Source organism: Allorhodopirellula heiligendammensis (genome assembly GCF_007860105.1).
GTDB lineage: Bacteria > Planctomycetota > Planctomycetia > Pirellulales > Pirellulaceae > Rhodopirellula > Rhodopirellula heiligendammensis.
The window spans coordinates 839,260-854,124 of sequence record NZ_SJPU01000003.1; the positions used below are offsets into that span (position 1 = coordinate 839,260).

At 56.1% G+C, this 14,865-nt stretch carries 14 protein-coding genes and 2 pseudogenes; 10 read left to right on the top strand and 6 right to left on the bottom strand.

The features are described 5' to 3' along the window. The first annotated feature begins 467 nt into the window (after positions 1–467). The 4 genes from Poly21_RS23010 (at position 468) to Poly21_RS23025 (ending at position 3,604) form a co-directional block, all read left to right on the top strand. Positions 468–1,499, top strand: a complete 1,032-nt coding sequence (locus Poly21_RS23010; protein ID WP_146409355.1) for a DPP IV N-terminal domain-containing protein — start codon at positions 468–470, stop codon at positions 1,497–1,499. Positions 1,500–1,572: 73 nt separating this feature from the next. Then, the gene (locus tag Poly21_RS23015) at positions 1,573–2,028 is read left to right on the top strand and encodes a hypothetical protein (RefSeq protein WP_146409356.1); all 456 of its coding nucleotides are present in this window, start codon (positions 1,573–1,575) and stop codon (positions 2,026–2,028) included. Positions 2,029–2,190: 162 nt separating this feature from the next. Further along, complete coding sequence (locus Poly21_RS23020) at positions 2,191–2,997, top strand: DUF4062 domain-containing protein (protein ID WP_302120274.1); 807 nt, start codon at positions 2,191–2,193, stop codon at positions 2,995–2,997. A 118-nt stretch (positions 2,998–3,115) separates the two neighbouring features. After that, a complete protein-coding gene (locus Poly21_RS23025; protein ID WP_302120276.1) occupies positions 3,116–3,604 on the top strand; it encodes a molybdate metabolism regulator in 489 nt (162 codons plus the stop codon). Between the two features lie 407 nt (positions 3,605–4,011). On the opposite strand, the pseudogene Poly21_RS23030 reads toward Poly21_RS23025, so the two are convergent. Both Poly21_RS23030 and Poly21_RS28500 read right to left on the bottom strand, forming a co-directional pair. Further along, positions 4,012–4,248 (bottom strand): annotated as a pseudogene (locus Poly21_RS23030) (IS91 family transposase); the annotation flags it as partial. After that, positions 4,241–4,339 (bottom strand): annotated as a pseudogene (locus Poly21_RS28500) (transposase); the annotation flags it as partial. The pseudogenes Poly21_RS23030 and Poly21_RS28500, both read right to left, overlap by 8 nt. A gap of 733 nt (positions 4,340–5,072) precedes the next feature. Between Poly21_RS28500 and Poly21_RS23040 the strand changes: the two are divergent. Beyond that, positions 5,073–6,194, top strand: a complete 1,122-nt coding sequence (locus Poly21_RS23040) for an ROK family protein (RefSeq protein ID WP_146409359.1) — start codon at positions 5,073–5,075, stop codon at positions 6,192–6,194. A gap of 13 nt (positions 6,195–6,207) precedes the next feature. On the opposite strand, the gene Poly21_RS23045 is transcribed toward Poly21_RS23040, so the two are convergent. Together Poly21_RS23045 and Poly21_RS23050 are read right to left on the bottom strand one after the other, a co-directional pair. Continuing rightward, entirely contained in the window at positions 6,208–7,125 is a 918-nt protein-coding gene (locus Poly21_RS23045) for a hypothetical protein (RefSeq protein ID WP_302120278.1), read from the bottom strand. A 123-nt stretch (positions 7,126–7,248) separates the two neighbouring features. After that, complete coding sequence (locus Poly21_RS23050; protein ID WP_146409360.1) at positions 7,249–7,812, bottom strand: type 1 glutamine amidotransferase domain-containing protein; 564 nt, start codon at positions 7,810–7,812, stop codon at positions 7,249–7,251. 123 nt (positions 7,813–7,935) lie between these two features. Here Poly21_RS23050 and tatC point away from each other — a divergent pair, with 123 nt between their 5' ends. Then, a complete protein-coding gene (gene tatC, locus Poly21_RS23055; protein ID WP_146409361.1) occupies positions 7,936–9,081 on the top strand; it encodes a twin-arginine translocase subunit TatC in 1,146 nt (381 codons plus the stop codon). Between the two features lie 73 nt (positions 9,082–9,154). Then, positions 9,155–9,556: a hypothetical protein gene (locus tag Poly21_RS23060; protein ID WP_302120280.1), complete on the top strand. Its 402-nt coding sequence runs from the start codon at positions 9,155–9,157 to the stop codon at positions 9,554–9,556. Between the two features lie 29 nt (positions 9,557–9,585). Here Poly21_RS23060 and Poly21_RS23065 read toward each other — a convergent pair whose 3' ends face one another. Continuing rightward, positions 9,586–10,164, bottom strand: coding sequence for an NYN domain-containing protein (locus tag Poly21_RS23065; RefSeq protein ID WP_302120281.1), 579 nt, complete (start codon positions 10,162–10,164; stop codon positions 9,586–9,588). Between the two features lie 335 nt (positions 10,165–10,499). On the opposite strand from Poly21_RS23065, the gene Poly21_RS23070 reads away from it, so the two are divergent. Next, positions 10,500–10,790, top strand: a complete 291-nt coding sequence (locus Poly21_RS23070; RefSeq protein ID WP_146409363.1) for a hypothetical protein — start codon at positions 10,500–10,502, stop codon at positions 10,788–10,790. Positions 10,791–10,793: 3 nt separating this feature from the next. On the opposite strand, the gene Poly21_RS23075 is transcribed toward Poly21_RS23070, so the two are convergent. Continuing rightward, positions 10,794–12,047, bottom strand: coding sequence for a hypothetical protein (locus tag Poly21_RS23075; RefSeq protein ID WP_146409364.1), 1,254 nt, complete (start codon positions 12,045–12,047; stop codon positions 10,794–10,796). Positions 12,048–12,881: 834 nt separating this feature from the next. Between Poly21_RS23075 and rho the strand changes: the two genes are divergently transcribed. Together rho and ribH are read left to right on the top strand one after the other, a co-directional pair. Continuing rightward, a complete protein-coding gene (rho, locus tag Poly21_RS23080) occupies positions 12,882–14,300 on the top strand; it encodes a transcription termination factor Rho (protein ID WP_146409365.1) in 1,419 nt (472 codons plus the stop codon). Between the two features lie 86 nt (positions 14,301–14,386). Continuing rightward, positions 14,387–14,857, top strand: coding sequence for a 6,7-dimethyl-8-ribityllumazine synthase (ribH, locus tag Poly21_RS23085; protein WP_146409366.1), 471 nt, complete (start codon positions 14,387–14,389; stop codon positions 14,855–14,857). The last annotated feature ends 8 nt before the right edge of the window (positions 14,858–14,865 follow it).

Genomic DNA, 14,865 nt, shown 5'->3' on the forward strand with positions numbered 1-14,865 from the left:
TTGGGACACAGCACTCTTGCGGATAGTTTGACTCCATTCATGCGGGGGAACGGCGACTAACCTGACAAGATGCTGTGTCCCCAGGGTGGCGGGAGCACCCGACTCCAACAACATGCGAGAAAAGTGCAGCGTAGTATCGCGATTCACAGCTAAATCGTTCACCGTGCCTTTGGGGAACATCATCGCGTAACGTCGCAGCCACTTCGGGAACCAAACCCGGTCGCTCTCCCCCCCCGCCATCGGCAGACGCCACCGCGATCTCAAATTCCAAAAGTGTCATCAGAATGATCCTTCGAGTTAGCGAGGTTGCTTTTGCGTCCCGAGAAGACTATCATCGACTACCACCACAGCGGCCTGCGGGATATTGGTCAAACACCCCAACTCACTCAGGTCGTATTGGCAAAATTCCCGAATACGACCCTACTGACAAGGGTTGAAACTATTGTTCTGCTCATCAAACATCAGCCATGCATCGTTGCGTTACTGTAATCGCGATTGTCAGCTTGGTATTGATGCTCGGTTGTCCGAGCGTCGAAAACGCTGGCGTTGAGCACAACAACGTATGCATCGATTTGTCGCCAGACGGAGACACGCTCGTCTTTGCTTCCGCTGACGGTGATCTCTACCTTTTTGACATCGCCGAATCGATCGCAACGCGATTGACCGCTACGGACCGTATCGAGAGCTATCCCTCATTTTCGCCCGATGGAACGCAGATTGTTTTCGCAGCCACTGAGGACGAAATGGCACCGTCGCGGATCTACATACGTGATTTAGGCGATCATTCAATCATTGCCGTAACGGAGGACAACGAACAATCCGACATCCTGCCGCGATTCACACCGGACGGTAAACGGATCGTTTTTGCACGTGCCTACCGGCACCGGCCGTATAGTCTTGGGGGCTGGACTTGGGATATGTGGGATGTTTGCAGCATCGGCACCGATGGTGCGGGGTTTGCACGACTGACCGAGGAAGGTTACTACCAGCTTTACCGAATTGTTCCACGCGCAGATGGAGATTTCGTTTACGCCGCTGATCGGATCGGACTTGAAAATCCAGCCGCCCTGTACACGGTTTCGCCGAACAACCAACCCACTCAACTCATCCCGAAAGCCGGTACGAACAACACGGATGTTCATGCTTGGGTATCGGACCCGATGGTAGGCCCAGACGGCAAAACCCTGACTTTTTGCTCTGACTTCACTAAGCCATTTTGGTATGACGTCTGTATTAAGATGGGCGATGCTAAATCGCAAGGTCTTGTAGGGTCGAAGTCACGATACAACCGGTACCCAGACTTCTTCCCTAGCGGTGAACGGATCGTGTTCCTCGCCGGAACTGAGTTTAATGCTGGCAATCGGGCAATTTACAGCTTGTGGGAAGTGTCCCTATCCGGTCAAACCAAAGAGCTCGCCACGTCAGACCTGTTCACGAATCCGACCAATTGGCTGGCACCGAAAAGAGCAGAACCATCCGATGCAACCGAGTCGCGGTAGCCAGGCGTTTCGAAATGGAAGGTCAACCGCCGCGACCGGCTGATCGGCAACGTTATCCGACTGAAACTCGAGCATGGCCGTAAGCTCCAAGCGTCGCAATCGAATCAACGTTGACGATCGGGGCTACCTTTGGTGGGTCGTTCCCGACAACGATTCGCTCGACGTCGTCTTGCACGTCATTTCCGAAGACAAACGTTTCAACGTTCTCTATGTGCTTGGGCAACCTGCCGCGACACGTTACGTCACCGTGATTGGCAACGAATTTGGGACGATCGTGACTGGTGGTTCTTGGCGGCGGTTTCTATGCCCTCGTTTTGACACCGAGGGTCAGGTGACACCACGACACATTCGTTTCCTTCTTGAATGGGCGGCCGCGGCTGACCCCACTATCCACGAAGTCGATGCTGCTGGATTGCCGGTCCCATTTGGAGGACTATGCGACGCTTGCGGCCGTGATCTTCGCGGCATGCTCCGTCTCGATGCTGTATCTTGTTGCTACTGCGATCGCCCTGTGGCCGGACGAACTTAATGCTGCGGATAACCATGGCATTCACACGGAGCGGGGCTTGCGGCCGAATTTGAAATGGACAACTTTACTCTCCCCGCCCGGTGATGCCGGCCGTTATCCGACAGAGGCCAATACGCGAGCAAATCGAAACCTATGTCATACACCGCTACGGTCTTCAATATAATGATCGCTTCGCCAGGCGATGTTCAAAGTGAACGCAATATAGTGCGCGAAGTTGTACACGAATGGAACGCAACACATGCTCAATCGCGAAATGCCGTTCTGTTGCCAGTAGGCTGGGAAACACATTCAACACCTTTGATGGGCGCTGAACCACAGGCGATAATCAACTGGCAGGTTCTTGAGCAAAGCGATTTGCTTATCGCCGTTTTCTGGACACGGTTAGGAACTCCAACTGCCAGTGCAAGCAGTGGAACTGTAGAAGAAATAGACAAACATATTGCGGCTGGAAAACCAGCCATGATCTATTTTTCCAGTGCACCTGTTGCACTCGATAGCGTCGATCGCGACCAATATGATGCGCTTACTGCATTCAAGAAATCGTGTCAAACGAAGGGACTTTACGAAACTTACGAATCACCGACACAGTTTCACGATAAAGTCCGGCGACAACTTTCCCAAACCTTGAACTCTAATCCTTACTTTACAAATCTCTTGTCGCCTTCTTCCGAAGGCACAATGACAGGTGCTGCGACCCCTATTGTTCCCGAACTTTCACGAGAGGCCTCGGAACTACTTAAATCTGCCGTTGCCTCCGGTGGAGATATTATGGTTCTCGCTTTTTTGGGCGGGTCAGCTGTTCAGGCCGGTGGTCGCAATTTCGTAGAGCCCGGCAATCCAAGATCACGAGCGATTTGGGAAGGAGCGGTTGACGAACTGGAACGAAAGGGATTTGCTCAATCTTCAGATCCGAAACGGCAGGTTTTCAGAGTGACCCGCGAGGGATACGATGCGGCAGACTTGATCTGAATCGCAACGGGAACGGATAACTATCCCGATGCACGGGAGCGGGCCAGTGACCGGATTGGCCGTTAGAGACTTTTTCACCGCCCGCCCCGTGATCGGCGGTGTTCTGCCACTGAATCATATGACTGAACACGACCCATTCAACGAACCGGAGATCGCCCATCCTCGCGCACGCGAACTGATGCGTGAGCCATTGTTCTGGGACTGCGTTGACGAGGGTGCGCCGTTTGGGAGTGACGAGGGCAGCGACGCTTACTATGAATGGCGAAATTGGCGATCCGAGAATCCGGATGCTCCTCTTACCGACTGCTTCGATTGGATTCTCGATGGGAATCTCGATGCCTACAATGAAACTCTGGCATCGGACGCCCAGATCGAGATTGACTTGGCTAATCCGGATGATGCGTTTCTCAGCGACCAATTCGATATGTTCACATTGGACACGACAATCATCGCAACTGGGCTTGGACAATTGATGGACGAGGGAAGGATCGACGAGGACGCAAAACCATTCATTTACGTGGCAATTAAACGGCAACGTAATCCTAAGGCTGGCCACTACGATTCAACAACGCTTGATGCCATTGCTCGCGTGGTGGACGAATCATGACCCAACCAAACGTGGCAGAACCAATGAGGATTTGACTTCGCGTAAACGCGACGGTTGAGTCACTTTCTGATTCGATTTACTTCGTTCGTCGCAGGCGGAATTGCGAATGCCTAGCCGAAGCTCAAGTCCTTTGTTCAGGAAGCCCGGTGTTTACCCAGCGCCCCTTGAACTTTGCTTCCACGCGGACAGCCCAGGTGCAGGCGGTGGTGCGGTTTGCGAGTTCCGTGCGACGGATGACGACACCAATAATCGCCTCCCGTCTGCTTTGCAGATCGGTGATCGTCGGTTTGTTCCTTGATATTTGCGCTCCTGTGACGCCTTCGGATGTGATTGGCGCATCGCTTCATCGATCGCCCTCCCGCAGACGTTTCGATTCTCGCGGTCTTGTCAACTCGATGCCACATCGCTTACCCGCTGTCGTAGAAGGTCTGTCCGTGTTCGGGTCGAACGCCCATCGAACCGAGTGAGCGGTAGGTCACTTCGGTCACCCGCATCTCGCCGCCACAATCGATGCACTTCATCGGTGCCGTCAACTTCTCAGGCTGCGGCGCGTAGCCGCTGGCTAGCCAGAACGTCCAGCCCAACAGGATCCATGCGAGCCGCTTCACTTCGTCAACCGAGATCTTGCTGTTTCCGCTCATCCAACTTCACTCCGCCACCAGGAACGACGCAGTGAATGTGTGGATGATAGACCGCTGGATCACGGCCCCAATTATGCAGGACTCCGAAGGAGCCAAAATGGTTCATCCGACGGAAGCGTACTCCGTGGTGACTGGGGCCATCTAATTGGTCCATCCGAGATTGTCGTGGGTAAATCCAGCATGTTGGAGTTTAGAGGCATGGCGGTGGCGTCCGAAATGAGCGATGCCGTCCCAGGATAAATGCCGACGGCGGACGCATCCGCCGCCAGCCGAAGGCACCTTTCGGCTCACCCCGACCGAGATATTCCTCGGCAAGTTGCTTCCCAGCAGAGCTTGCTTCCGCCTCTCCCGGCAAAACGATCCTACCACCGTTGTATCAGCCTGACAAAGATTTCGGACGCCACCGACATGCCTTGAAAATCCCGCACACCTGGCTCACCGCTGCGAAACCCACGATAAACCCGGATGGACCCTTTTTTCAGGCATGACTCAGGTGTTCGATCATTTTATGTAAGAACGCCCTCGGCGAACTGGAATCCGCCGGGGACCGGCCACGCTATTCGAGCATGACGCCATTTGTCCCGGCAGTGCGCGTCGAGGGTCAATGGAATTCACGTGCAAATCATCGTTGGGCACTTGCGTTATCCGTCGCGAGCTGCCGGCGCAAGGTTCCGTTGGATGAGCCCCGAAAGTGACGCTTTTGAAACGGTCCCGCCGTCCTGACCAGATCACCAGCCCCCCGGGCCTGGAAATTCACTGCCAAATCGCTAGTCTCATGCCTATTCTGTTTTTTGGCTGTGACGGTTTATTTTGGGAGACGACGCGACGTGGGGATATTCATAGGAGTGGATGTGGGCGGAACGACGTCCACGGTGTGTTTGGGTGATGCCAAGGGTCGCTTGCTTGAAATCACACCACAGTTTGCCACCCGCAGTGACGAGGGGCCTGCGGCGACCATCGCTGACATTGCGGCCGAGATCGTGCGTGCGCTCGGGGCCCATCGCCGACAGCTCCAGGACGTGAAAATGGTGACGATTGCGACGCCTGGGCCCGCAACGAGTGAAGGCGTCTTGCTGTCCACGCCGAACCTAAAGCACGCCGACTGGAACAATTGTCCGGTGCGAGAGTTGCTCGAAACAAAACTGCGTGCTGAGGCTCGTCAGGATCCCCGAGTGGATGCGACGATCGATGAACTCGCTGTACGGTATCTCGGCGATGGCCAGGCGGCGGCGCTGGGGGAATTCGCGGTCCGCCGGGGTGACATTCAAATTCGTCCTGAGTTGGCTTCGAAATACAATATTCAAATTCAAAGTCCGGAGCCCGAGCTAAACTCGCTATTCATGGTGGCCGTGGGCACGGGCCTCGGTGGTGGTGAGGTTCGGAATCGCGAAGCGGTTCGTGGTAGCGAGGGCCGCGCCGGTCATGCTGGGCACTTGATGTTGCCGGCCGATGCGTTCCGTTATCCCCATGACCAAGAATTGCAAGTTGGCAATGCATTTTGTACCGTGGAATCCGCTGTCTCCCTGACCGCGTTGACCCATCAACTCGGTTATCGCCTGGAACTCGAACAGTGGAAGGATCACGCGCTGCACCAGGTGGCCGGGACCTCGAAGGATCGCGCTAAAAAGCTCCGTGAGTTGGCGGCAGCCGGCGACGAACTGGCATTGGAACTGTTTGATGATCAAGCGACGGCGCTGGGCATCGCTTTGTTGATGATCCAGTACATCGGTGATTATGACGAACTCGTTATCGGCGGCGGTGTGTGCGATATGACGCCGAAGATGCGCGACCGTTATCTCGCGACCGTCAAGGCTGCGTTTTTCCAGCGAGCGTTGAACGGATTTCGCAGTTTTGACTCAATCACGTTTTCGCATTGTGGCGATCAGGCGTCAGTCATCGGGGCGTACGTCGACGCCTTGGTGCAGACAGGCGCAGGCTCGTGCGTGTGAACAGCGGCCGGGCTCATTCGATTTGGAGAAATGCGACGATGTGCTGATCATCGACAAGATGGTCAGTATCTCGCAGCATTTGGCGGCCTAAACCAAACGTGGGCTCGCTCTCGGAGGGCTGAACCACGGGCGCAATGACGAGCGTGGCTCCCGGTTGGGCCGCCCAAGTTAGATTCAGCTCACTGAGCTCCCACCGATCGCGACCCGCTTGGATGCGCACAGCAGTGTCGCTGCTGATGAATTTTTGATGGACGGCACCGTGCTGGATTTCGGGACGAATCTGTATTTTCGATTGTCCGTGTCGAGGTCCTTTCTCAGCCGTCAGGGCAAGGAGCAGTTGAGGCGCATCGAGATCGCGACCCATCAAGCCTCCGGTGTCCTGGAATAGCACAGTTTCAGTATCGCCAAGTGCTGGGGCCAACGGCAGTTCATGTCGTCGGGTGGGACGCAGCGGGATGACCTTACGTCCATCGGGCTGGCCGCCGAGAATCTTTGCGCCGGCAAAGAGCTCATTGACCGGGTCGAGTTGGGCGTCGCCATCCAATCCCGTGGGATTCGCTCCAGCGGTTTCGGTCTGATTGAGCACGCCGATCCGTAGACCGTTGGTCAGCCATGCTTGACGAACTCGCGCGTCGAATACGGTTTCATCAATGCTCCGCCACATCGATTCGCCCAGCTCCGAGGAGGGCACATGGCGAAACTCGACAGCCAACGAGACGGAGTCGCGGGATTGATGGGTGAGCGTAGAACTATTGTGTGTTGCCGCGATCGGCTGCTGATCGGCCTCATCGGATGGTTCGCTGGATCCTGGTAGGAACGCCGATTCCGACCATGCGCCGGAACTCCAGATCGAGCAGCCGCTGCCTGCCGACACAATGAACCAGACCGCGATGAGCCCGAGGAATTGCATTTCGAACGTCGAAGATTTCATCGCGGAGGGCTTCGTTGGTCGAAAAGGAGGGATGGAGGATGGAATGGGCCGTCCGGGCGTGGAGCAAACCTGGGCCCATGTGCGAGCGGATGAACCGTCTATACGAGTCCCCCTTCCCCTGTGTCAACGTCCAGCGGCGAGCAGGGCAAGGAATTGCGCACAAAAATCAGGTAAATCGTCCGGTCGACGGCTCGATACGTGATGGCGATCGACAACCACGGCAGCATCCTGGAAGATCGCCCCAGCATTCACCAGATCATCTTGGATCCCCGGCGAGCCTGTGACGCGGACGCCTCGATAGACACCTGCCGAGATCGGGATCCACCCCCCGTGGCAGATCGCCGCGATCGGTTTGCCCGCGGCGTCGAATTCCCGGACCAGCCGCAGAACATCGGGATCACGTCGCAATTTATCCGGCATAAAGCCACCTGGGACGAGTAATCCGTGAAAATCATCGCTACGAACGCTCGAAATCGCGACGTCACTTTGACACGGGTACCCCAGTTTTCCCTGGTAGGTTGTCGCGGCGTTCGGCCCCGCGACGACGACGTCGGCGCCCGCTTCGATCAGCCGCAATTTGGGGTACCAGAGTTCAAGATCCTCGTAGATCTCGCCAACAAAGGCGAGAATTCGGCAGCCTTGGAGGGTGACGGGGGATACGTGGTCAGTGGCGGGGAGGGCAGTCATGGATTGTTTTTTCAATTCGAAGACGACGGAATCGCAAAGTGATCGTGCGACTTTGCCGGAAACAGTTAAACTAGTAGATTCGTGAGATACAAGTCGACCTTCCTTTTTTCGATAAAGACCGCCGTGGACGCCCTGGCTCGCCCCAAAGACGACCTGTTTGATAATTCGACCATGACTGTGCGTGAGCACCTCGAAGAGCTTCGTGGTGCACTGGTCAAAGCCATTATTTGGCTGGCGATTGGGCTGGCTTTTGGATTGATGTTCGCCAGTCAGGTGGTCCGGTATGTTCAGGAACCACTCAAGCAGGCGATTGTCAAATACAACGCTGATCGCGATCTCGTGTTGCTCGGTTTGCCCAACCGCGACGATCCGGAAATCGAGCGTTTGCACGCCTTTTTGAGCCACAATGCTCTCGTGGCTGAGTTGGTCTATGCGTTGCCCGAACCCATCAGCAAATCCGCAGCTGCCGAATTGATGGAGACGGGCAAGGCGTTGCCTGCCGGATCGGCAAATGCCGCAGAAAAAGATGGGGAGGAACGTGATGGAGGGGTGACCGACACCGCGTCGCCGGAAGCACTCGATTCGACGCGTCGCATCTTTACGGCGGACCTGATTGCGGCAATTGGGGCGGTTCCTAATCCAGAGGTGATGGTGCCGACGATCCAATTCCGGCGGAGCGAACGGGGGGTTAGCGCGTTGAAGGTCGAAGAGACGTTCATGATTTGGTTCAAGGCTGGATTGATCGTCGGCGCTGTGCTGGCTTCCCCTATGATTTTCTATCACCTATGGAACTTCGTCGCTGCGGGTCTGCACTCTCATGAGCGACGCTACGTCCACGTCTACCTCCCTTTCAGCGTGGCATTGTTTGTTGCCGGTGTGTCTCTCGCGTTTTTCCTGGTGTTGCAGTATGTGCTGAAGTTTTTGCTCGATTTCAATAGCAGCATGGATGTTGAGATCGAACCGCGTCTGTCGTACTACATCAATTTCGTGCTGATGTTGCCGCTCGGATTTGGCGTCGCGTTCCAGTTGCCGTTGGTAATGTTGTTTCTGCAACGCATCGATTTGATTCAAACCCAGGACTACATTAGCAGTTGGCGAATCGCCACCCTGGTCATCTTCGTCATCTCGATGGTCGTCACGCCTGCGGACGTCACGAGCATGATTGCATTAGCCATTCCGCTGATGTTCCTGTATTTTCTCGGGATTGTCCTGTGCACGTACATGCCGCGGGGGCGAGGAATGGGCCGTGGTGCCTATGACCCCACGTAAGATGGCGCATCGCATTCGATTACGGAAACCTTGGCAACGGTACGACGAGACGGTAAGCCGGGATGATCAACGCATGGTCGCTATTTCCCGGGCTCAAGCAACTCGCGTGGACGTGCCGGATTGTCTTGCCGACGACGATGGGCCCGCAGGTGTCGATCGCATCCACCGGGCTGTCTATCAGCGTCAGTTTCATCGGCCCAGCGGGATCGAATTGGGCCAGCGGGTGTTGCTTGAGGTAGGCGAGGTGGTGGGGGAAATTGTTCAGATCCGCGTTAACACGTTCGCAGTCAGCGCCGTAGACGATGGCCACGCGAACCCGTCGACCGCTGGAGGGGGCTCTTCCCTACGATTGGATCTGAGCGGTCGTTTAGCGGACCACAATGAGTTGGAGATTGAGCTGGAGTCGACGCTGGATGCGGAGGGTCGGCCCCGCTTAGTCGGTGGAGTGAATTTGTGGATTCTCGAGTCCGAGTGACTTCAGAATGCGGAATCGACAGCGCCAAACTATTTGAGCTTGCCGAGCAAGTTTTCGAGCAGATCATCGCTGATCATGGACTCGACTTGCACATCAATGGGGTCGGCTCCATCGTTGTGGGCATCCGTGGGTGGACTGCCTGCAAGCTCGGGGGCGGCAGCGGATGCCCGCTTTTTTGATTTTGGAACCTTGATCAAGGGTGGCCTGCCGTCGAGCAGCAGGTCGAGCCACGTGTCGGAGTCAAAGCAACCTGCCCGGCGTCGCCGGGCTGACGTGGCGATCCGGTGGTCTGATGACACCACACTCAGGGTCTTCGGCGCTGCATGTTGGGCGATGATTTCTTCCAGGAGATCATCCGCTTCGGGGTAGTCGACTGCAAATCGAACGTCGATGCCTTGATACAGGTATTGCGAGGCAAGATGCGTCGGTGCGTCCTTGGCATCAAAGACCACACAGGTCCGCAGCCGGACATTTTCATCGAGATGTTCGACAAGTCGATCGAGTAAACGCTGACGCTCGACATCGAGCCAACGCCGGCTTGCTCCCCGACCCGGCGGCGCGACAGGCGCAATCACGTTATATCCGTCGATCAGTAGGACGACCGACACGGGAAGATCTCCGGAAACGCGTAGTGAGGTGAGGGCGTTAGGATCTGAATAAACGATCCAGCCTTCATCATAGCAGTAAACCAGAGAATCGCGACAACACAAATTCGGTGAGCAGAGTTGTGTCGCGATGCGGTCCTGCGTCGATCTCACTGATTGAACCGCGTGCCCATTGGGAGGCGTTTCTTCAATCGATCGCGGGGCGTAATCCACGCGGTTTACCGAATCCGTCGCGGGACGATGTTCCGGCGGCGAAACGTATTGATCGTGGGGTATCGCCCGCGTGACTAAACGAAGTTGCTACTCGCCCAATCGCTCTTCCCGGATGGATCGACCCCATGAAATTGAATCGCAATCGCTGCTTCCTCGTCGGTCTGCTGCTCGTTTTGCTGGGTGTTCAGTTCCGGATGATCGATTCCTTCGTGCTCAATGAGAACACGACGCGAACCTTGGCAAAGGTGAGCCGCAAGGCGGCGATCACGCCCGAAAACTCGTTGGATAACATGATGCTTCAGGTTCATCCCAATCCAACCAAACGTATTCATCCACCACGCTGGCTCGGCTTGGCGATGATCGCCGTCGGCAGTGTGGTCAGCCTGCACGCCGTGGCGATGCCTCGCCATGAGTGAGGGCTATCGATTGAGTTCGATTCCGAACGTGTAGCCGAAGGCAATGTAGCCTTGATCTTGGCGTCCAGTTTCGATCGAAGGAGTCACGAGGCCCCCGGTCTGCTCGACCAGGTTGTGGCTCGAACGCCACACCCCGCGGGCAATGTCAATGACTTGGAGACCGCATCGTACGTTGATCATTTTCGTCAGTTGGTACCCAAGCTCTGCACGGGCATCGAAGCCGATCACAAACTCTGCGTTACTGTCGAACTGAGTGGTGCTGGCGGTCGTGGTATCCAAAATCACGTCAGCGGATTCTTCGAAGCCGTCATAGACCGTCGTCGCTTCGGTGCGTCGATTCGAGTAGGCCTGGGAGTTGACACCGGTAAAGCCACGGAATTCAGCCGAATATCGCCACCGATTCTGGAACTTGAAGTACCGGAAGCCGGCTTGCAGTGCATAGATATCATTCTGAATTTCCACACCAAACGTGTTCAGACGGTCCAACGGCGTGGGGTCGGTTCCAGGCGGATTGGGAATCAAGTACACGTAGGGTGACGTGCCAATGCCGATATTCGCCAGATTGGGATCATCGAAGGTGTAGCCATAGGTCTTCAGCGAAGCTTGATCCTGAGCTCGAATGAAACGAGCGCCTATCATCGGTTCGAGGATGCCACCGTAGTGGTAGGGTTCCATTCGCCAGGTCTTGCTCAATTCATAGCTTCGCATCTGCATGGAGTTGAGCGTCAACCCGATGTTATAGAATCGAGTTCCATATCCCAACACGTTACCGTCAGTGTCGCGAAACACGGACAAATTGAAACGGTTAGGGTCCGGGTAAGTCGCGTTTCCCGTGAAGTCGTCGCCGTTGATGCGGTTGAGCCGGTCTACAGTCAGCGAGTCGGCTGCGGTGGCGTCGTTGCGGAGATACGTGAACAGCATCCCAGTGTCCTGATCGGGTCGCATGTACCCGACTTCGTAACGCTGTCCACCACCGGAGTCCAGCCGATTGCCGTCACCAATGTCATCACTGTTGGACGGCCGTGAGCCGTACAAATTAATGCGATCGTAGGTTGCAAACCATCCGGTATGAGCCCGTTTCTTGGGCTTCATATCGAGGATGTCCGCATCATAGACCGGCTCGAACCATTGAAAGTCCGGGTCAAATGCGAACGGATCCGCAAGTGCATGGTTGTGCTCTTGTGCCGATGCGGAAACGCCTCCGGTCGCCAAGACCAGCAACATCGTCAGTTTCGTCGTCAGCTTCCGTACCGACATCGTATTTCCACCGTCATGCTAGGAGTTGCCGCCCGCGCCTTGAGAACCGATCACGAGGTAGTTCCACCGGTATGGTGGCTGCTACTCACGTCATCGACTCTACCCCGCGTGGCTGCGGGTCGCTTAAATCAAACCACAATCCGGCACGCTGTTGTGTGCCTTTTATATCGGGTTGTGCAGGTAGTATCGGCCAGGACACCCCCGTAGGCTTAGCCGGATTACTGGAGGAAACCGTAAATCCGCCAAAAAGCTTAGAAGCCGAATAATCACCGCCAATCCCCATATTTTACGCTGCCTGCATGTTCGGATTTCCGCCGCGAAATTCACGGCGCTCCCTGCTGGAGCGAAAAAGTGGCGTGTCGCCGAGGCACTTGGCCCTCCGCCGCAGTTCTTCAATGGGCCCGCCACAACCTCTGTTTCGTGGTGTGCCGCCATGCTGCGATTCCGCCGACGCTCGCCAGAGCATGAAATTTGACGTACAGAGGGGGTGTTCCCCGCGCGGTGACCACCGAGGACAGCACACCAGGGCCGCATGGCCCCCCCCACAGGCAAAAACGGGCTGGATTTCATCTTATAAGGGCGTATGAGCGAACCCAGCCAGGAAGAACCCAAAAAAGAGGCTGACGAACGGCCTCTGGTCAGGTAGACTAATGTTAATGTGCTGGGGGTCCGTATTCGGCCCGCCCTGAACCCCTCCCGGATGCCGCCTGTCTTTTCCAAACTAGGCATCTGAAACACTCCTCTCTCCTCGCCCTCCTCCGACCGGTTCTCCTCCTCATGGAACCCTCCACCCCGCCTCGGTCGGCGCGCGACTCGCGTCGCAAGCCGCCCCGCATGCGCCATCCCGATCAAGCCGTCGATCAGCGCGTGCGCGAACTGGACGCTGAACGCGATCCGCTCTCACTGCCTGAAGAAATTGTCAGCGAAGTCACCAAGGCCGGTGGCCGCGTTGGGATTCCACAGCCCGACGCTAATGGCACAGCGGTCAATCTGGTCCAATTGCAGCAGATGTCTCACCCCGAGCTGATTGCAATGGCGGAGCAGGCGGGGCTCGACGATATCGCTGGCATCACTCGCCAGGAGCTCGTGTTTCGCTTGCTCAAGGCGAAGATGAGCGCAAATGGTTTGATGTACGGTGAGGGTACGCTCGAAATACTGCCCGACGGGTTTGGCTTTCTGCGCAGTGCCCAGTACCACTACCTGTCTTGTCCTGATGACATTTACGTCTCGCCGAGTCAAATCCGTCGTTTTGGATTGCATACCGGCAGCCATGTGGCCGGCCAAATCCGACCGCCCAAGGAGAACGAACGATACTTTGCGCTGTTGCGGATCGAAGCGATTAACCACAGCGAGCCATCGCGTCGCGGTCGGCAGATTCCGTTTGATGAACTCACGCCGCTGCATCCTCGCACCCGCATTGTGATGGAACATGTCGCCGATGAGATGAGCACGCGAGTCGTCGATCTGTTTACACCGATCGGTTTTGGCCAACGAGGTTTGATCGTCAGCCCACCACGGGCTGGTAAGACAATCTTGATGCAACAACTCGCCCATGGCGTGTTGGCGAACTACCCGTCGGCCTATGTGTTCGTGTTATTAATTGACGAGCGGCCGGAAGAGGTCACCGATATGGAGCGGGAGATTCGCTCGCATCAATGTGAGGTGATCAGCAGCACGTTTGACGAACCGGCCTCGCGACACATCCAAGTCGCTCAAATGGTCATCGAAAAAGCGAAACGGATGGTAGAGTCTGGCACGGACGTTGTTATTTTCCTCGATTCGATCACGCGTCTGGCAAGAGCCTTCAATAGCGACGCGGAATCGGCGACCGGGAAGATTTTGAGTGGCGGTTTGGACGCCGGTGCGATGCAAAAACCCAAATCCATTTTTGGCTCGGCCCGCAAGGTCGAAGAGGGCGGTTCGCTCACGATTCTCGCAACCGCCTTGGTCGATACCGGCAGCCGGATGGATGATGTCATTTTCGAGGAATTCAAAGGTACGGGCAATCTCGAGATCGTGCTCGATCAAGAGCTCGTGCAGCGGCGGGTGTGGCCGGCGATCGATCTGTATCGCAGCGGGACCCGGCGGGAAGAAATCCTGTTCGACGACGACGAGTACCAGCGGATTCAAACGCTCCGCCGCTCGCTCGCCGAACTCTCGCCCACCGACGCCATGACGACGCTCACTAAGAAACTCGCTGCCACTCAGAACAATGTTGAGTTCCTGATGAGTATCCCACCTGAGTCACTCTGACCAGTTCGATTTCCCAACTCCCGTTTGGGAACGAGTCAGAATTCTGCATCACCACACAATTGATACCCACCGAGAGATCTTAATTCGTGTCAGCATCTATTGATGGAACTACCGGTTCGCTGCCTTCCGGCCGGATCGCAATCGTCGTTAGCCGATACAACCCAGGCATTTGCGATTCGATGTGTGAAGCCGCAGTTGAAACCTTGACCCAAGCCGGCATTGCTCCGGAACGTCACTGGATCATCCGCGTCCCCGGCGCATGGGAATTGTGCTGGGCGGTCGAGCAAGCCCTCCAGCACGCCGACGTTGCTGCAGCGATTGCACTGGGCTGCGTCATCCGCGGCGAAACCACCCACGATGAACACATCAACCGTACAGTGAGTGCCTCGTTGATGAATCAGAGCATCTGCAGCGGCCGGCCCGTTGGCTTTGGGTTGTTGACCTGCAACACTCTCGAGCAAGCAATCCAACGCAGTGGTGGCAATGTCGGCAACAAGGGGCATGAAGCCGCCGACGCCGTGCTGGAACTTTTACGTCTCGCCCCGAAACTCCGCTGATTGACGAC

Bases quoted from the DNA above. Each gene is read 5' to 3' on its own strand.
- Poly21_RS23010 (WP_146409355.1), top strand. From the start codon at position 468: ATGCATCGTTGCGTTACTGTAATCGCGATTGTCAGCTTGGTATTGATG.
- Poly21_RS23015 (WP_146409356.1), top strand. From the start codon at position 1,573: ATGGCCGTAAGCTCCAAGCGTCGCAATCGAATCAACGTTGACGATCGG.
- Poly21_RS23020 (WP_302120274.1), top strand. From the start codon at position 2,191: ATGATCGCTTCGCCAGGCGATGTTCAAAGTGAACGCAATATAGTGCGC.
- Poly21_RS23025 (WP_302120276.1), top strand. From the start codon at position 3,116: ATGACTGAACACGACCCATTCAACGAACCGGAGATCGCCCATCCTCGC.
- Poly21_RS23045 (WP_302120278.1), bottom strand. From the start codon at position 7,125: ATGAAATCTTCGACGTTCGAAATGCAATTCCTCGGGCTCATCGCGGTC.
- Poly21_RS23050 (WP_146409360.1), bottom strand. From the start codon at position 7,812: ATGACTGCCCTCCCCGCCACTGACCACGTATCCCCCGTCACCCTCCAA.
- Poly21_RS23060 (WP_302120280.1), top strand. From the start codon at position 9,155: ATGGTCGCTATTTCCCGGGCTCAAGCAACTCGCGTGGACGTGCCGGAT.
- Poly21_RS23070 (WP_146409363.1), top strand. From the start codon at position 10,500: ATGAAATTGAATCGCAATCGCTGCTTCCTCGTCGGTCTGCTGCTCGTT.
- Poly21_RS23075 (WP_146409364.1), bottom strand. From the start codon at position 12,047: ATGTCGGTACGGAAGCTGACGACGAAACTGACGATGTTGCTGGTCTTG.
- rho (WP_146409365.1), top strand. From the start codon at position 12,882: ATGCGCCATCCCGATCAAGCCGTCGATCAGCGCGTGCGCGAACTGGAC.